Raw genomic sequence first — 17,877 nt, forward strand, 5'->3', positions numbered from 1 at the left:
AGAGCGTAGCGGCCTTGGCATGAAAGCGCCCGCTCGGGAAGATGCTTGGCGTACAACACCCAGTATAGGCAAAGCCCGTGCCTTGGCGAATAAAATGCCATAGCATCAAAGGGTTGTTGCTATCGGATTCGACTAAGGTGGAAAGTGCTTGTTTTTCAATGGGCTGGAATATCACACACGGCAAGATGCCCGGTGTGCGGATTTCCGCACGGAGTGCTGCCTCTTAGTCGCTGTTCGGCGGGTCACTGAGTGCGGCGATCAGTCGACTGGCTTGGTGCAGGTCGTTCATCAGCGTAGAGGCTGGCCACGCTGTCAGTCGCTGCTGGCGCAGCCGCTCGGCAAGCTCGTGCTGCCAATGGCGGCGCACCGCCTCGAGCGGCGCGGCGATATCTTGGGTGCTCGGGTCGGCGGCGAGTCGGTTGAGGCCCTCGGCCAGCCCCAGGCGTAGGTCATCATGGGCATCGCGTAGCGGGCTGGTGCGCGCGGCATGGCGCAGCAGGCTGCGCTGCAGCAGCTCGCCGAAGCGTACCGCTTCCACCATACGCAGGGTGTGCGCGTATAGGGCATCCAAGTGGGACTGCTGGCTGTCGGTCAGGGGAGCGTCGATACGGGCGCGGAAGTCGAGGATCTCCGCCAGAAGCGGCTTGATGCGCTCGTGGTAGCGGGCGTTGACGCTGGGCCAATCGTCGGCCCGGATAGGTGCCCTGACGACGCTTGCCTCCGGGGGGTGGCCGATGACCTCGGCGCTGGGCATCAGGATGGCCGTGCACAGCAGGTGATAGGCGCGGCGGTTGAGGCGCTGACACTCCTGCTCCATGGCCGTGACAGCGGTATCGGCGTGGGCCAGGGCCGTGACATCCAGGTAGCGGGCCTGCGCGGGCACTTGCCGAGCGGGTTCGGTGATGCGCTGTTCCAGCGCCGCGGTCAGGCGCGGGATCAGCGGCAGCATCAGGGCGATGCCGAGCAGGTTGAACAGGGTATGAAACAGCGCCAGCTTGAGCGGCCAGGCGCCCTCGGCAAGGCCGATCAGCTCGGCGATCAGGTCCACCAGCGAGGCCAGCGGCATCAGCAGTACCAGGGCGACGGCGGCCGTAAACAGGTTGAACACCACATGAGCCCCGGCCAAGCGCCTGGCGGCGACGCCGGCGGCCAGGGCGCCGAGCACTGCGGTGATGGTGGTGCCGATGTTGGCGCCAATGGCAATGGCCAGGGCAGGCAGGTAGGCCAGCTGGCCGGAGGCCAGGGCGGTCAGGGTGATCAGCAGGGTGGCATGGCTGGACTGCATGACCACGGTGGCGATGATGCCGAACGCCACGAACAACGGCCAGTGCCAAAGGCGCTCGCCGCTTAGGCCCGCCATATGGAGGCCGTCCTGCCAGGCATCGAAGCCCAGCTTCATGAAGTCGATACCCAGGAACAACAGTCCGATGCCCAGCAGCAGGCCGGCAAGGCCCGCCAGGCCGCCGCTAAGGCGGTAGCGACCGAGCAGCCCCACCGCGAGCAGCGGCATGGCGTACTGGGCCAGGTCGAAGCGCAGACCGAAGCCGGCGATCAGCCAGGCCCCGGTGGTGGTGCCCAGGTTAGCGCCGAACAGCAGCGCGATGGCGCCGGTCAGGCTGACCAGCCCGGCGCTGACGAAAGACATGGCAAGCAGCGTGACCAGGGAGCTGGACTGCACCAGGGCGGTAGCCAGCGCTCCCACGCCGATGGCCCGTGCGGGGCTTCGGGTGGCGTTATGCAGCCAGCGATCGAGCGTGCCGCCGGAAAGCCGCTTGATCCCTTCTTCCAGGTGGGACATACCCCATAGAAACAGGCCGATGCCCGCCGCCAGGGTGGCCAGGTCCAGCCGTGCTAGTAGCAGCGCTGCCAGGGCGGCTAGGCCCAATAGCTCCAGGCGTCGCCGGGTGCTCCGCTGACGCTCGGCCGCTCCCTGGCGGGTCATGCTCAGCGGCCTTTGGGGTCGAGAATCCTGACGGGAGTGACGGTGTTGCGGCGCTGTTCCTCGCGCTCGCGGTTGACGCGGGTCTCGAGCTCGGGAAGGGCGTCATCCTCGATGGGCTGCTGCTCGAAGAAATCGCAGCTGACGCAGTCGCGGTAGCGGATGCCGTTCTGCTCCCAGGCGCGGATGCGGTCCATCTCGGCACAGCGCGGGCAGATGGCCCCGGCGATAAAGCGTTTTGGCACGGCCATGGTAGCTCCCCAATGGCAGCCGCCGGGGCGTGCCGCGGCGGCGGTGTTGATGGATGCCTCCGACGGGCGGTGGCCCCGGGTCAGGCGGCGCGGATACCGCTGTGGCGCAGCAGCGGCTCGACGCTGGGCTCGCGGCCGCGGAAGGCGCGGAACAGCTCGGCGGCGTCGCGGGCGCCGCCGGGCTCAAGGATCTCGCGACGAAAGCGCTGCCCGGTCTCGGCATCGAAGATACCGCTTTCCTCGAAGGCGCTCCAGGCGTCGGCGGAGAGCACCTCGGCCCACTTGTAGCTGTAATAGCCTGCCGCATAGCCCCCAGCGAAGATATGGCTGAAGCCGTTCTGGAAACGGTTGAAGGGGGCTCGGGGCACCACCGAGACGGCCTCGCGAACGTCATCGAGCAGCGCCTGGACCTCGGCGGCCGCGGGGGCGGCCAGCTCGTGATGCAGGCGCAGGTCGAACAGCGAGAACTCCAGCTGGCGCACCAGCCCCATGGCCGACTGGAAGTTCCTGGCCGCCTGCAGCCGCTCGAGCAGCTCGGCGGGCAGCGGCTCGTCGGTATCGACGTGGCCGGCGATCAGGTCGAGCCCTTCGCGCTCCCAGCAGAAGTTCTCCATGAACTGGCTGGGCAGCTCCACGGCGTCCCAGGCCACGCCGTTGATGCCGGACACGTCCGCGACCGTCTGCCGGGTGAGCATATGGTGCAGGCCGTGGCCGAACTCGTGAAACAGGGTGGTGACCTCGTCGTGGGTCAGCAGGGCCGGGCGATCGCCCACCGGGCGGGTGAAGTTGCAGGTCAGGTAGGCCACCGGCAGCTGCAGCACGCCGTCCTCCAGGCGGCGTACCCGGCACTCGTCCATCCAGGCGCCGCCGCGCTTGCCCTCGCGGGCATAGAGGTCGAGGTAGAAGCCGGCGATGGGCGTGCCTCCCTCGAGGATCCGGAAGTAGCGCACGTCGGCGTGGTAGCGCGGCGCACTCTCGTCCTCCTCGAAGCTGACCCCGTAGAGGCGCTCGACCACCTGGAAGAGCCCGTCCACGACTCGCGGGGCGGGGAAGTAGGGGCGTAGCTGTTCCTGGGAAATGGCGTGACGCGCCTCGCGCAGCTTCTCGCTGGCGTAGCCGACGTCCCAGGGCTCGAGGGCTGCCAGGCCCAGCTCGTCGCGGGCGTAGGCCGACAGCTCGGCGAACTCCTCGCGGGCCTGGGGCACGGCGCGCCGTGCCAGGTCCTCGAGGAAGTCGAGCACCTGGCGCGGCGACTCGGCCATCTTGGTGGCAAGCGAGTAGTCGGCATAGGTGGCAAAGCCCAGCAGCTCGGCCAGCTCGCGGCGCAGCGCCAGGGTCTCCTCGATGATCGGGGCGTTGTCGTACTCGCCGGCGTTGGGGCCCTGGTCGGAGGCGCGGGTAATGAAGGCGGTGTAGACCTCCCGGCGCAGCTCGCGGTCGTCGGCGAAGGTCAGCACCGGATAGAAGCTCGGGAAATCCAGTGTGATGCGGTAACCGTCGACCCCCTTGGCCTCGGCGTTGGCGGCCAGCGTGGCCAGGGCGCTGTCGGGCAGCCCGGCCAGCCGCTCGGCATCGGCGATGTCCTTGTGCCAGGCCTGGGTGGCATCGAGCAGCTGGTTGGAGAAGGTGTTGGCGAGGGCGGAGAGGCGCGCCTTGATCTCGCCGTAGCGGCGCTTCTTGTCCGCCGGCAGGTCGACACCCGCCAGATGGAAATCGCGCAGGGTGTTGTCGACGCTGCGCCGCTGGGCCTCGTCGAGGCTCGCCCAGGCGGGGCCCTCCTTGAGCGAGCGCCAGGTGCGGAACAGGCCCTCGTGCTGGCCGAGCCAGGTGCTGTACTCGGAGAGCGGTTCCAGGCAGGCCTGGTAGGCGTCGCGCAGGGCCGGGGAATTCATGGTGCCGTTGAGGTGCGAGACCGGCGACCAGGCCCGGGCGAGGCGGTCGTTGAGCGCTTCCAGCGGGGCGGCAATGCTTGCCCAGCTGGGCGCTTCCTGCTCGGCCTGGGCGACCAGGCGGTCGATGGCGGTGCGGTTGTCGGCGAGCAGCTTCTCGATGGCCGGCACCACGTGCTCAGGCTCGATCTCGGCGAAGGGCGGCAGGTCGTGGGCGTCGAGCAGGGGGTTATGGGACATGCGCACCTCTATGCGGCTGGAGAATGGTCAACGATGACGCTTAGATGCGGCCGGGCGGGCCGGGTTTCAATGCCGCCAAAGGGTTTGGTGCCGCCGAGCCGGCCTGATAGTCTTGCGGGCTTCCCCCGAGAGAGGTCGACGGCATGAACGCAACCCTGGAGCGCTGGAGCACGCGGCGCGCCTTCATCCTGGCGGTGACCGGCGCGGCGGTGGGGCTGGGCAATATCTGGCGCTTTCCCTATATCACCGGCGAAAACGGCGGGGCCGCGTTTCTGGTGCTGTACATTGCCTTCGTGCTGCTGCTGGGCCTGCCGGTGATGATGGCCGAGATTCTAGTCGGCCGCGCCGGCCGGCGCAGCCCGATGCAGTCTCTGGGCCACCTGGCCACGGCGGCCGGGGCCAGCGGCCACTGGCGGCTGCTGGGGCTGTTCGGCGCCTTCACGGTATTTTGCATCCTCTCTTTCTATTCGGTGGTCTCCGGCTGGTCGATCGAGTTTCTGGTCAGCTCGGTGAACGGGGACTTCGTCGGCCGCAGCGCCGCCGAGATCGGCGCCGGCTTCGAGGCCTTTCTCGCCGACCCGCGGCGCATGACCTTCAACCATACGATGTTTCTGTTCATGACCATGACGGTGGTCGCCGCCGGCGTGGCCAAGGGGCTGGAGCGGCTCAACAACCTGTTGATGCCGCTGCTTTATCTGCTGCTGGTGCTGCTGGCCGGCTATGCCGCCACCACCGAGGGCTTCGGGCCGGCGCTGGCCTGGTTGTTCCAGCCCGATTTTGCGGCCATCACCCCGATGGTGGTCCTGCACGCCATGGGGCACGCCTTCTTCACCCTGGCGGTGGGAGCCTGTGCGCTGATGGCCTATGGTGCCTATATGCCCGACCGCCAGAGCCTGCCGCAGGCCGCCGGGGCGGTGGCGGTGCTCGATGTGACCGTGGCGCTGCTGGCGGGCATCGCCATCTTCTCGGTGGTGTTTGCCCAGGGCATGGATCCCGGCGAGGGACCGGGGCTGATGTTCGTCACCCTGCCGGTGGCTTTCGCCCAACTGCCGTGGGGGGCGCTGTGGCTCAGCGTGTTCTTCCTGCTGTTGCTGCTGGCCACCTGGACCTCGTCGATCAACCTGGCCGAGCCGATGGTCGCGACACTGCAAGGCTTGGGTATCAAGCGCGGTCAGGCGGCAGCGATCATCGGGGTGGGGGTGTGGCTGGTGGGGCTGCTTTCGGTACTGTCGTTCTCGACCCTGGCCGAGTGGCGTCCGGTAGCGGGAATGAACGTCTTCGACCTGGTGACGACGATTCCCACCGAGTTCTTCCTGCCGGTGGGTGGTCTGCTGATCGCGGTCTTCGCCGCCTGGGTGATGCGTCGCGAGGATGCCCGCGCTGCCCTTGGCGTGGGCGAGGCGGGCTTTCGGCTGTGGCAGGGGGTGGTGCGCTGGGTGTCGATTCCGCTGACCCTGGTGGTGCTGGTGGCCAGCCTGCTTTGAGTGCGCCTGATTTCAACACGAACGGCCGGTGCTTGGGGTGCTGGGCCGGCCAAGGGAGGTAAACGATGCACGCAAGCGATTCTCTGCGCCCCTGGAAGGGCGTGACGCCGAGCCTGGGCGAGCGGGTCTATGTGGACCCGGCCAGCGTGGTGCTGGGCGACGTGGTGCTGGGGGACGACTGCTCGGTGTGGCCGATGACGGTCATCCGCGGCGACATGCACCGTATCCGCATCGGTGCCCGGGTGAGCGTGCAGGACGGTAGCGTGCTGCATATCACCCATGCCAGCGACTTCAATCCCGACGGCTTCCCCCTGACCATCGGCGATGATGTCACCATCGGCCACAAGGCGATCCTGCATGGCTGCACCTTGGGTAGCCGCATCCTGGTGGGTATGGGCGCCATCGTCATGGACGGCGCCGTGGTCGAGGACGAGGTGATCATCGCGGCCGGGGCGGTGGTGACCCCGGGCAAGCGCCTCGAGGGCGGCCATGTCTATGCCGGTAACCCGGCCAGGGCGCTGCGGCCGATCAAGGAGAGCGAGCGCGCCTTCTTTCCCTATACCGCCGGCAACTACGTCAAGCTGAAGGACGAGTACCTGGCCGCGCAGGGGGGATAGGCTTGCTCGACCGCTGGCGGCATCCGGCGACAGGTCTCCGGCGCCTTTGCTGCGTGCACTGGCTTTCGCACTGCCGGTCTTCCTAAGGCATTGTTTTACCATGCCGTTGCGGGCGATAATCTGGTGATTTATCCAGCTATCGAGGGCTCGCCCCGGCATGGCCAACTTTCGCACCCACCTTGGCGTGGCCGCCGCCGGCGGCGCGGTGCTGGCCCATGGCGGCTGGCAGGCCGGCCTGTGGGACCTATGGCAGGGGGCCGTGGTGCTGGGACTGGTGACCTTCGGCGGCATCCTGCCCGATATCGACGCCGACCGCTCCAAGGCGATCCGCCTGATTTTCAATTTGCTGGCGGTGCCGGCGGTGGTCGTTGGCGCGCTGCTGCTGCAGTCGCGGCTGACGCCGGGGGCGCTGCTGCTGGTCTGCGGCGGTCTCTACCTCGGTGTGCGCTATCTGGCCGGAGCCGTGTTTTCCCGCTTCACCGTGCACCGTGGCATCTGGCACTCGCTGCTGGCGGCGGGGCTGTGTGGCCTGGCGACGGCGGCGCTGAGCTTCCGGTTGCTGGATCAGCCGGAGCGGCTGGCGTGGCTCCACGGGCTAGCCGTGACGGTGGGGTTCGTCATCCACCTGGCGCTGGATGAGTGCTACAGCGTCGATCTCACCGGGGCGCGTATCAAGCGCTCCTTCGGCACGGCGATCAAGCCTTTCGACTGGAAGGTGCCCGGCAATACGCTGGCGATGCTGATGGCGGGACTGGCGCTGGCCCCGTGGCTGCCCTCCTGGCCGCCGTTGTTAGCGCTGCTGGGTCAGGGCGTGGCCTTGTGGCGATAGTCCTCGGCCTTCAGCCCATACTTGCGCAGCTTGTCATAGAGGGTCTTGCGCGGCAGCCCCAGGTGTTCGCAGACCTCGATGATGCGTCCGTGATGGCTGGCAAGCGACTGACTGATCAGGCTCTTCTCGAACAGCTCCACCTGCTGCGGCAGGGCGAGCTCGCTGGTCTCGGTCTCGACACCCTCGAGCAGAGCGTCGAGGCGGTAGTCGAAGGCCGAGCCCAGCAGCACGTAGCGCTCGGCCAGATTGCGCAGTTCGCGCACGTTACCCGGCCAGTCGTGGGCCATCAGCGCCGAGGTGCCGCAGGTATCCAGCGGCGGGGTTTCCAGGCCGCTGCGGTTGGAGGCAACCACCGCGAAGTGCTGGAACAGCAGCGGGATGTCTTCGCGGCGCTCACGCAGGGCGGGGAGCGGCAGGGTCACCACGTTGAGGCGGTAGTAGAGATCCTCGCGAAACTTCCCCGCCTCGGCGGCGGCCCTCAGGTCGACCTTGGTGGCGGCGATCACGCGAATGTCCAGCGGCACCGGCTCATTGGCGCCGAGGCGTTCCACGCAGCGCTCCTGCAGCACTCGCAGCAGCTTGACCTGCAGCGCCAGGGGCATGGACTCGATCTCGTCGAGGAAGACGGTTCCCCCGTTGGCATGCTCGAACTTGCCGATCCGCCGCTCCACGGCGCCGGTGAAAGCGCCCTTTTCGTGGCCGAACAGCTCCGACTCGATGATGCTCTCGGGGACCGCGCCGCAGTTGATGGCCACGAAGGGGTGGCCGCCCCGGGGGCTGCGCTCATGGATGGCGCGGGCCACCAGGTCCTTGCCGGTGCCGGTTTCGCCAAATAGCAGCACGTCGGTCTCCACTTGGGCGATGCGCTGCACCATGGAGGCCAGGCGCTGGATCACCGGGGTGCGGCCCACCAGGCGTGGGCCGGGGGCCGACTGTTGGGCCTCCAGCTCCGCCTTGAGGTGGCGATTCTCCAGGCTCAGTCGACGCTTCTCGACGCCCCGACGCACCATTTCCACCAGCCGCTCGCCGGCGAAGGGCTTCTCCAGGAAGTCCCAGGCGCCCTCGCGCATGGCTTCCACGGCGGTGGAGATATCGCCGTGGCCGGTGATCAGGATCACCGGCAGGTCGGGGTCGCGCAGCCGCATCTCGCGCAGCAGCGCCATGCCGTCCATGCCGGGCATGCGGATGTCGCTGACAACCACGCCGGGGAAGTCTGGCGCCAGGGTCGCCAGCGCACTCTCGGCGCTGTCGTGGGGCTCGGGCAGGTAGCCGGCAAGCTCAAGGGTCTGGCCGGCGGTGATCCGCAGATGGGGTTCGTCGTCGATGATCAGCACCGGGGTGGCCGCCGGGTCATGCATGGGTTGGCTGCTCCTGAGTATGCGCAGGCGGGTGGTCGTTGGGATGAGCCTCGCGGGGCAGGATAACGGTGAACAGGGCACCGCCGCCAGGCCGGTTGCTGGCTTCCAGGTGCCCGCCCAGGTCATCGATGATCCGCGAGGAGATCGATAGGCCTAGCCCCAGGCCGCTGCCCGGAGACTTGGTGGTGAAGAAGGGCTCGAAGATGCGCGGCAGGAGCTGTTCGGGAATGCCGGGGCCGTTGTCGGCCACGCCGATGCGCACCCGCTGATTGTCGCGTTCGATGCTCAGGATCAGTTGAGGGGTGGGGGTCTCCGCCATGGCCTGCAGGGCGTTGCCAATCAGGTTGACCAACACCTGCTCCAGGCGCACCAGGTCGGCCTGGACCCAGGTTTCGTCGTCACCCCAGCGCCGCTCGACCGCGATGCCGGCGCTGCGCAGGCGCCCCTGATAGAGCCGCAGGGCATAGTCGAAGCAGGCGGGCACCGAGACCGCCGTGAGGGTGCCGCCACTCTTGCGCGAGAACTGACGCAGCTGGGCGCTGATCTCGGCCATGCGCGAGGTGAGGTCGATGATCTGTTCCAGGTTGCTGTTGGCCGCCTCCGGGCGCTGGCGATCGAGGAAGGCGCGGGCGTTCTCGGCATAGGCGCGGATGGCGGCCAGCGGCTGGTTGAGCTCGTGGTTGATGCCGGCGGCGAGCTGGCCGAGCACCGCTAGCTTGGCGGCCTGGATCAGCTCATCCTGGGTCTGGCGCAGGCTCTCCTCGGCGCGGCGTCGCTCCTCGATCTCGTCGGAGAGGCGGCGGTTGGTCTCCACCAGATCGTGGGTGCGCCGCGCCACGTTGCGTTCAAGCTCGTCGCGGGCGTGGGCCAGGGTGCGCCGCTCGCGCTCGGCGAACAGCTCGCGCTCGCGGCGCAGCCGCAGGCGCTGCCAGCCGACCCCGCCGGCCAGCACCACCACGCCGTAGAGGCCGCCGGCCAGCAGGGCGGCCAGCCACTGGGCGTTATACACCGAGTCCAGCGGCTTGAGGATGTGCATGTTCCAGTCGAGCTCCGCCATGTGGCGGGTCAGGCCGAGGTAGCTGCCTTGGGAGAGTGGGCCCTGGACGAAGCGCACCAGTCGGCTGCCGTCGTCGCGCTGCTCGAACACCTCGATGCCTGAGGGCGAGAGCGGTTCGTCGGCGTAGCGTCGGGTCGCCAGCAGGGCCTGTCGCTCCGCCTCGGAGAGCGGATAGAACGCCGCCATGCGCAGCTCCGGGTGGCTGGCCATGAAGATGATGTCGTCGCCGTCGCTGACCAGCAGCTCGGCGTCCTGTTCCGCCCAGCTCTCCTCCACGGCATCGAGCAGCACCTTGACCACCATGACGCCGTCGGGACGGGCGTCGGGGGAGGTCTCGTCGAGCCAGACGGGGGCCGAGAAGTAGTAGCCGCGCTCCAGGGATTGGGTGCCGAGGCCAAAGAAGCGGCCGCGGCTTCCGGCGATGGCGTCCTGATAATAGCTGCGGAAGGCGTAATTGTGGCCGATGAAGGTATTGTCCAGATGCCAGTTACTGGCCGCTAGCGTCGTGCCCGTGCGATCCAGCAGATAGACGTCTGAGACGTCGGCGGTGGCCCGGAACTGGTCCAGCAGCAGGTTGAGCGGCATGGGGTTCTGATGTCCCCGCCTGGCGAGAAAGCGCTTGACCATCTCGCGGGACGCCAGCAGCTGTGGCAGGTAATCATGTCGTGTGAGGTGGCCCTCGAGGCCGGCCGCCGACAGGCGAAGCTCGTTTTCGGCTTCACGTACCAGATTCTGCAGGGCCTGCTCGCGGGCCACCTGGGCGGCCTGCCAGACAGTCATGACCAGACCCAGCGGCAGTAGCAGCAGTAGCAGCCAGCGCAGCGTGCGGGGAAGCCGTGGGGGACGGTGCGGGGGGCTCAACGGCAGATGTCCTCAGCTGCTGTGTTCGGGCAGTGCCTGGGCGCGGCGCAGGGCGCGCTGGGCGCGGGTCTCGGCACGCTCCATCTCCAGCAGCTCCTCCTCGACGAATACCAGGTGCTCATGGGAGCGGGCTCGGGCGTCCTCGGCGCGTCCCTCGAGAATGGCGTCGAGCAGGGCCCGGTGCTGTTTCATCAGCAGCGGACGCGATTGCGGCTTCTCGAACAGGTGAGCCAGGTTGTCGACGATGCTCTTTTCCAGCAGGTGAAAGATGCCGCGGATGGTGTGCAGCAGCAGCACGTTGTGGCCCGCCTCGGCGATGGCCAGGTGGAAAGCGGCGTCGGCCTTGGCCTCGAGTTCCGGGTCGCGCCCGGCGAAGCACGCCTCCAGCTCCTCGAAGCGCTTGATCAGCATCGCCTTGTCGGCGGGCGTCGAGCGCAGGGCGGCGTAGTAGGCGGAGATGCCCTCCATGGCGTCGCGAAACTCCAGCAGGTCGAGGTGAAATTCCTGGTGCCGCGAGAGCATGTCCAGCAGCGGGTCGCTGTAGCCGCTGTTGAGTTCGTGGGTCACGAAGGTGCCGCCGCCCTGGCGGCTGGTCAGCAGGCCGCGGGTGGCCAGCTTCTGGATGGCCTCGCGCAGTGAGGGGCGCGAGACGCCGAAGCGTTCTGCCAGCTCCCGCTCCGGGGGGAGGCGCTGGCCGGGTTTCAGGCTGCCCTCGAGGATCATGGCCTCGAGGCGTTCGGTGATCACATCGGCCAGCTTGGGCTGGCGAAGGGTTTTATAGGTCATGCTGCGGTTCCTGGAGAGCCGTCGGGCTCTTAATTGGTCTTACCAATTTTGGCGCGATTTCTACCGCAATGCAATGCGGCAGCTTGGATAAAAGTTATCCTGATATCAGCGACTTGTCCGAGCTCAACGGCGGTGTCGACCAAAGTCTAGGGCCCGGGGGGGCGGTAAAACCCCCGCCTCGGTTTGACACTGTGGAGGGCTCCCCCTAAGGTTCTTCCACGTCATTCGGTAAATTGGTAAAACCAATTTACCGAATGACGGCTGCCGCACCAGCATGCCGGCATCTGCGCCTATGACAACCACAATGCCTAAGACAACAGCAACGACGCCGTGCTCCGCGCGAGTCGACCCTGAGGTAAGCCTATGACGCCAGTCAAGCTCTATCCCCCCAAGCCCGATCGGGTGTACTTCTACGGCACCTGTCTTGTCGATCTTTTCTACCCCGACGCCGGGCTGGATGGCATTCGGCTGCTGGAGCGCGAGGGAGTCGCTGTGGATTTTCCCCAGGATCAGACCTGCTGCGGCCAGCCAGCCTATACGTCCGGCTATCAGGACGAGGCGCGCGCCGTGGCCGCGGCACAGCTCGACCTCTTTCCCGAGCCCTGGCCGATCATTGTACCCTCCGGCTCCTGTGGCGGGATGATGCGCACCCACTACCCGAAGCTGCTTGCCGGCACCGAACATGAGGCCCGGGCCAAGGAGGTGGCGGCCCGTGTCTACGAGCTGACCGAGTTCCTGGTGCATGTCTGCCACCTGAAGCTCGAGGATCATGGCCAGCCGGAGAAGGTCGCCATGCATACCTCCTGCAGCGCGCGCCGCGAGATGGGGCTGGCCGAGACCGGGCCGGCGCTGCTCGCCCAGCTCGATGGCGTCGAACTGGTGGAGCAGGCCCGCGCCAGCGAGTGCTGTGGCTTTGGCGGTACCTTCTCGGTGCGCCACCCAGAGGTCTCAGCCGCCATGGTCGAGGACAAGACCCAGGCCATCGAGGCGGCCGGCGCCGAGCGCTTCGTCACCTCTGACTGCGGTTGCCTGATGAATATCGCCGGGCGCTTCGAACACCAGCGCAAGGCCGTGCAGGGCGAGCATATCGCCAGCTATCTGTGGCGGAGGACCTCATGAACTCACCCGTACAGCCCTCCGCTGTTCAAACCTATACCCCCCGCGAGTTTCATCGCCAGGCCCACGACGCCCTGGGCAACCCGCAGATCCGCGCCAACTTCCGCAAGGCCATGGACGGCCTGATGAGCAAGCGCCGGGACGTCTTCGACGACTGGGATCTGGAAACCCTGCGCGATCTGGGCGCCAATATCCGCCTGCGGGCGCTGGCGAAGCTGCCCGATCTGCTCGAGCAACTGGAGGCCAACTGCCAGGCCAACGGCATCCGGGTGCACTGGGCCGAGACCGGCGAGGAGGCGTGCCGGATCATCGGTGAGATCTGCGCGTCTCACGGTGCGAAATCGGTGATCAAGGGCAAGTCCATGGTCTCCGAGGAGATGCACCTCAACGCCCACCTGGAGGCCGCCGGCATCGAGGCGCTGGAGTCGGATCTCGGCGAGTACCTGGTGCAGCTCAACGAGCAGACGCCCTCGCACATCATCATGCCGGCGATCCATCTCAATACCGATGAGATCTCCGAGATTCTCCACCAGAAGACCGGTACCGAGCGCAGCCGCGATGTCGACTACATGACCGCCGCGGCACGCGCCCAGCTGCGCGAGCGGTTCATGGCCGCCGATGTGGGGGTCTCCGGGGTCAATTTTGCGGTGGCCGAGACCGGCACCCTGTGCCTGGTGGAGAACGAGGGTAATGGGCGCATGACCACCACGGTGCCGCCGGTGCATGTCGCCGTGACCGGCATCGAGAAGGTCGTCGAGCACCTTCGCGACGTACCGCCGCTCTATGCGCTGTTGACCCGCTCGGCCACCGGCCAGCATGTCACCACCTACTTCAATATGATCTCGGGGCCGAGAAAGTCCGGGGAGCATGATGGGCCGCAGGAGGTGCACCTGGTGCTGGTGGACAGCGGCCGCTCCAACATCTACCAGGATGACGAGCTGCTCGACACCCTTCGCTGTATCCGCTGCGGCGCCTGCATGAACCACTGTCCGGTCTACACCCGGGTGGGCGGCCACACCTACGGTACCACCTACCCGGGGCCGATCGGCAGCATCCTCTCGCCCCATCTGATGGGGCTCGAGGAGACCAAGGACCTGCCCACGGCCTCCAGCCTGTGCGGCGCCTGTGGTGAGGTGTGCCCGGTCAAGATACCCATTCCCGACCTGCTGGTGCGCCTGCGCCGCGAGGCGGTGGGTGAAGGGCGCGGTAACGTGCCCGGCGCCGGGGTCAAGCGGACGAAAAAGGAGGTCGTGGCCTGGAAGAGCTTCCAGTGGCTGGCCACTCACCCCGCGGCCTGGCGAGGCGGTACCGCCGTTGCCGGCAAGCTCAAGGCGCTGTTGCCGTCACGCCTCGGCCCCTGGACCGACTACCGGGTTGCGCCAAAGCCGGCCGGGACGACCCTACACACCCTGGTCAAGCGACACCAGGCGAGCCAGTCCAGTGAGGAGACACGCCCATGAGCGCCCGCGATGCGATTCTCAAGCGCCTGCGCGAGCGCAGCGACGGTCCCTTGAGCGCCCCCGAGTGCGACTTCGCCGTGGTGACAAACCGCGGCTGGAATCAGCAGGAGCGCCTGGAACGCTTCGAACGGCTGATTGGCTCTGTGCATGGCGAGGTGATTCACACCGCCCGGACAGCCTGGGGCGATGCCCTGGCCGAGGTGTTGCACGCCAAGGGCGTCAGGCGCCTGGCGCTGGGCCGCGATCACCCGGTGGCCGCCGAGGCGCGAAAGATGCTGTCCGCTGGTAGCGTCGATCTGGTCGACGCGGACCGGGATATCGAGGCCTGGCAGCGCGAGCAGTTCGACAGCGTCGATGCCGGCCTGACCTCGACGCGCGGCGCCATCGCCGAGACCGGCAGCCTGTGGCTGTGGCCCACGCCGGATGAGCCGCGGCTGATCAGCCTGGTGCCGCCGCTGCATATCGCGGTGCTGGATGCCGACACCCTCGAGGACACCTTCTTCGACGTGGTCGAGCGCCACGGCTGGGCCGATGGCATGCCGACCAATGCGCTGCTGATCTCTGGCCCCAGCAAGACCGCCGACATCGAGCAGACCCTGGCCTATGGGGTGCACGGTCCTCGTGAACTGGTGGTGCTGGTTCGCCACGCTCAGGAGGTCCCATGACCGACTTCACTAGCGCCGAGACATGGCGCGAACTCAAGGCCGCGCTGAGTCGGACCCTGCCCGAGGAACGGCTTATCGACGACCCGCTGCGCACCCTGGCCTACGGCACCGACGCCAGCTTCTATCGTCTGGTGCCTCAGCTGGTCGTGCGCCCCGAGACGGAAGGCGAGCTGATGACGGTGCTGGCCGAGTGTCGGGCGCGCCAGCTGCCGGTGACCTTCCGCGCCGCCGGAACCTCGCTGTCCGGCCAGGCGGTCACCGACTCGGTGCTGATCCAGATGGGGCAGGGCTGGCGCGGCCACGAGATTCTCGAGTCGGGGCGGGCGATTCGCCTGCAGCCCGGGGTGGTCGGCGCGCGGGCCAATGCGCTGCTGGCGCCCTACGGCCGCAAGATTGGCCCGGATCCGGCCTCCATCGGCAGCTGCATGATCGGCGGTATCGCCGCCAACAACGCCTCGGGGATGTGCTGCGGTACCGCCCAGAACAGCTACCGCACGGTACGCGACCTGCGGGTGATCCTGGCTGACGGCACCCGGCTGGATACCGCCGATCCGGCCAGCGTCGCCGCCTTTCGACGCAGCCATGCGTCGCTCGTCGAGGGGCTGGAGCGCCTATCGGCGGAGACTCGCGCCAACGCGGCGCTGGCCGAGCGCATCCGCCACAAGTACCGGCTCAAGAACACCACCGGCTATGCGCTCAACAGCCTGGTGGACTTCGACGACGGCATCGAGATCCTCAAGCACCTGATGATCGGCTCCGAGGGCACCCTGGGCTTCATCAGCACCATCACCTACGACACCGTGGTGGACGAGCCGCTGAAGGCCGCGGCGCTGGCCTTCTTCCCCGATATGGCGTCCACCTGCCGGGCCACGATTGCCCTCAAGCAGGCGCCGGTGTCGGCGGTGGAGCTGATGGATCGTGCCGCGCTGCACTCGGTGGAGCGTCAACCCGGCATGCCGGCGGTGCTCAAGACGCTGCCCGAGGGAGCGGCGGCGCTGCTGATCGACGTGCGCGGCAACGACGATGACGAACTCGCAACGCGCCTGGCGGCGGTGCAGGCGACCCTCGAGGATATCGAGACCCTGGAGCCGGTGACCTTCACCCGCGACGCCGCCACCTATGCACTCTACTGGAAGATTCGCAAGGGGCTTTTCCCGGCGGTGGGGGCCGTGCGTGAGACCGGCACCACGGTGATCATCGAGGACGTGGCCTTCCCCATCGAGCGGCTCGACGAGGGGGTTCTGGCGCTGACCGATATCTTCCACCGCCACGGTTATCACGACGCCATCCTCTTCGGCCATGCGCTGGAGGGCAATCTGCACTTCGTCTTCCCCCAAGGCTTCGAAAAGCCCGGCGAGGTGGAGCGCTACCAGGCGCTGATGGACGAGGTAGCCCAACTGGTCGGGGTAGAGTACGGCGGCTCGCTCAAGGCCGAGCACGGCACCGGGCGCAACATGGCGCCCTACGTGGAGCTGGAGTGGGGGCCGGAGGCCTACGCCCTGATGTGGGAGATCAAGGCGCTGTTCGATCCGGACAACCTGCTCAACCCCGACGTCATCCTCAGTCGCAATCCAACCCTGCACCTGGAAAACCTCAAGCCGCTGCCGGCCGCCGACCCGATCGTCGACAAGTGCATCGAGTGCGGTTTCTGCGAGGCGATCTGCCCCTCGAGCGATTTGACGCTTACTCCGCGCCAACGCATCGTGATCCGCCGCGAGCTGGCGAGGCTCGATACGCTGGAAGACCAGGCCACCGAAGCTGACAAGGCAAGAATGACACAGCTCGAGGAGGCCTATGTCTATCATGGCATCGATACCTGTGCGGCTACCGGGCTTTGTGCCACCCAGTGTCCTGTGGGAATCGATACCGGGGAAATGGTGCGTCAGCTGCGCCGCGACCGGTCGCTGGGCAAGGCCTCCTTGGCCAGGCGTATCGGCGGCCACTTCTCCGCGGCAACGCGGTTAGCGCGGGGTGGGCTGCAAGCGGCGGGCGCCGCGCGAGCCGTGCTGGGTGTCAATCTGATGGGAAAGCTGAGCACCGGTGCGCGCCGGCTGAGCGGCAATCGTCTCCCGCAGTGGAGTCCGGCCCTGCCCAAGGCGTCGCCAGTTCGCGTACTGAAGCGCGCGCCCTCGGGGGCGGCTGACAGGGACAAGGTGGTATATCTGCCGTCCTGTGCGACGCGCATTTTCGGTCCGTCTCACGATGACCGCGAGTCGCGATCGGTGATGGAGATCACCCTGGCGCTTCTCGACAAGGCCGGGTTCGAGGTCATCCTGCCGGACATGATCGGCCACCTCTGCTGTGGCATGGCGTTCAAGTCCAAGGGACAGTATGACCAGGCGGATCACAAGGCGCGGGAGCTCAATCGTGAACTGTTGGCAGCCAGCCAGAACGGACGCTATCCGGTGCTCTGTGACACCAGCCCCTGCACCCTGCAGATGCAGGAGCATCTGGATGAGCGACTGTCTCTTATGGAGCCGGTGAGCTTCGCCCATGACCACCTGTTGCCGCGGCTGTCTGTCACACCGTTGGATGAACGCATTGCGGTGCACGTGACCTGTTCGAGCACCCGCATGGGGTTGTCCGACAAGTTCGTGACCCTGGCGCGGGCCTGTGCCCGGGACGTGGTGGTGCCGGCAGAGATTTCCTGCTGCGGCTTTGCAGGTGACAAGGGGTTCAGTGTCCCGGAGCTCAACGCCTCGGCCCTGGAAGGCCTGGCCGAACAGGTGGCCGACTGCGATGCGGGCTATTCCAACTCGCGAACCTGCGAGATCGGGCTGTCCCAGCACGGCGGTATCCCCTACCGTTCGATCCTCTCCCTGCTGGACCGCGCCAGTCGATCGGCACAGGCGAACTGATTCGGCGCTATCCACAGGCGCTCTTTGGGGCTGCCTGTGGATGGCGGTGTCGGTTGGGCCGAGCGGGTGGCTGAAATTTTTTTACACGCAGGCCTTGCGGGCCGCCGGGGAAAGCCGTAAAGTACGCATCCGCTGCCGGCGACGGGCAACGTTGCCGGCGGTGGAGAAAGTGGTAACTGGTTGTTGTGCTTTGGATTTTTCGGATCGCTTCGCAAAAATTCAGCTTGACGGCCACAGCGGATTCGGTAGAATGCGCACCACTTGTTCTACAGGGCTCGCTAAGGGCTCTATCGCAGCCGCTTCGGCGGTCTCGCGGGTCAGGTCGCAGGGCAGGCAAGACGCTCGGCAGGGCTTGACACAGCGAAGCGAATCAGTAGAATACGCCTTCCTCGCAGGGCGCTGGCGAGGCCGCTGACAGAGTCAGTCGCCACGACAGCAAGCGAGACGCTCCGCTCTTCATGAGAGAT

13 protein-coding genes are annotated in these 17,877 nt (G+C 67.1%); 7 read left to right on the forward strand and 6 right to left on the reverse strand.

The window, feature by feature from the left end:
- Positions 1 to 223: 223 nt before the first annotated feature.
- From HOP52_RS14170 to prlC, 3 genes are all read right to left on the reverse strand, one after another.
- On the reverse strand, positions 224 to 1,942 hold the full coding sequence (locus tag HOP52_RS14170; protein ID WP_238978049.1) for a Na/Pi cotransporter family protein: 1,719 nt from the start codon (positions 1,940 to 1,942) through the stop codon (positions 224 to 226).
- A gap of 2 nt (positions 1,943 to 1,944) precedes the next feature.
- The gene (locus HOP52_RS14175) at positions 1,945 to 2,190 is read right to left on the reverse strand and encodes a YheV family putative zinc ribbon protein (protein WP_238978050.1); all 246 of its coding nucleotides are present in this window, start codon (positions 2,188 to 2,190) and stop codon (positions 1,945 to 1,947) included.
- Between the two features lie 80 nt (positions 2,191 to 2,270).
- Entirely contained in the window at positions 2,271 to 4,319 is a 2,049-nt protein-coding gene (gene prlC, locus HOP52_RS14180) for an oligopeptidase A (protein WP_238978051.1), read from the reverse strand.
- 143 nt (positions 4,320 to 4,462) lie between these two features.
- Between prlC and HOP52_RS14185 the strand changes: the two genes are divergently transcribed.
- The 3 genes from HOP52_RS14185 to HOP52_RS14195 all read left to right on the forward strand — a co-directional run bounded on the left by HOP52_RS14185 (position 4,463) and on the right by HOP52_RS14195 (position 7,249).
- Positions 4,463 to 5,803, forward strand: coding sequence for a sodium-dependent transporter (locus tag HOP52_RS14185; RefSeq protein ID WP_238978052.1), 1,341 nt, complete (start codon positions 4,463 to 4,465; stop codon positions 5,801 to 5,803).
- Between the two features lie 65 nt (positions 5,804 to 5,868).
- On the forward strand, positions 5,869 to 6,420 hold the full coding sequence (locus tag HOP52_RS14190) for a gamma carbonic anhydrase family protein (RefSeq protein WP_238978053.1): 552 nt from the start codon (positions 5,869 to 5,871) through the stop codon (positions 6,418 to 6,420).
- Positions 6,421 to 6,577: 157 nt separating this feature from the next.
- Positions 6,578 to 7,249: a metal-dependent hydrolase gene (locus HOP52_RS14195; protein WP_238978054.1), complete on the forward strand. Its 672-nt coding sequence runs from the start codon at positions 6,578 to 6,580 to the stop codon at positions 7,247 to 7,249.
- Here HOP52_RS14195 and HOP52_RS14200 read toward each other — a convergent pair.
- Genes HOP52_RS14200 through HOP52_RS14210 form a run of 3 tightly spaced genes read right to left on the reverse strand, consistent with a single transcriptional unit; the run spans position 7,225 to position 11,311 of the window.
- Positions 7,225 to 8,607 carry a sigma-54-dependent transcriptional regulator gene (locus tag HOP52_RS14200; RefSeq protein ID WP_238978055.1) on the reverse strand — a complete coding sequence of 461 codons (1,383 nt, stop codon included), beginning with the start codon at positions 8,605 to 8,607 and terminating at the stop codon, positions 7,225 to 7,227. The two genes, HOP52_RS14195 and HOP52_RS14200, sit on opposite strands and share 25 nt — an antisense overlap.
- Entirely contained in the window at positions 8,600 to 10,525 is a 1,926-nt protein-coding gene (locus tag HOP52_RS14205; RefSeq protein ID WP_422677720.1) for a sensor histidine kinase, read from the reverse strand. The genes HOP52_RS14200 and HOP52_RS14205 overlap by 8 nt, the downstream gene beginning before the upstream one ends.
- Before the next feature lie 12 nt (positions 10,526 to 10,537).
- Positions 10,538 to 11,311 carry a GntR family transcriptional regulator gene (locus tag HOP52_RS14210; RefSeq protein ID WP_238978056.1) on the reverse strand — a complete coding sequence of 258 codons (774 nt, stop codon included), beginning with the start codon at positions 11,309 to 11,311 and terminating at the stop codon, positions 10,538 to 10,540.
- A gap of 363 nt (positions 11,312 to 11,674) precedes the next feature.
- Here HOP52_RS14210 and HOP52_RS14215 point away from each other — a divergent pair, with 363 nt between their 5' ends.
- Genes HOP52_RS14215 through HOP52_RS14230 form a run of 4 tightly spaced genes read left to right on the forward strand, consistent with a single transcriptional unit; the run spans position 11,675 to position 17,410 of the window.
- Complete coding sequence (locus HOP52_RS14215; RefSeq protein WP_238978057.1) at positions 11,675 to 12,430, forward strand: (Fe-S)-binding protein; 756 nt, start codon at positions 11,675 to 11,677, stop codon at positions 12,428 to 12,430.
- A complete protein-coding gene (locus tag HOP52_RS14220) occupies positions 12,427 to 13,887 on the forward strand; it encodes a LutB/LldF family L-lactate oxidation iron-sulfur protein (protein WP_238978058.1) in 1,461 nt (486 codons plus the stop codon). Before HOP52_RS14215 ends, HOP52_RS14220 begins: the two co-directional genes overlap by 4 nt.
- On the forward strand, positions 13,884 to 14,552 hold the full coding sequence (locus tag HOP52_RS14225) for a LutC/YkgG family protein (protein ID WP_238978059.1): 669 nt from the start codon (positions 13,884 to 13,886) through the stop codon (positions 14,550 to 14,552). The genes HOP52_RS14220 and HOP52_RS14225 overlap by 4 nt, the downstream gene beginning before the upstream one ends.
- Entirely contained in the window at positions 14,549 to 17,410 is a 2,862-nt protein-coding gene (locus HOP52_RS14230) for an FAD-binding and (Fe-S)-binding domain-containing protein (protein ID WP_238978060.1), read from the forward strand. Before HOP52_RS14225 ends, HOP52_RS14230 begins: the two co-directional genes overlap by 4 nt.
- Positions 17,411 to 17,877: the final 467 nt, after the last annotated feature.

It is taken from the genome of Billgrantia campisalis (genome assembly GCF_022341425.1).
Lineage (GTDB): Bacteria > Pseudomonadota > Gammaproteobacteria > Pseudomonadales > Halomonadaceae > Halomonas > Halomonas campisalis.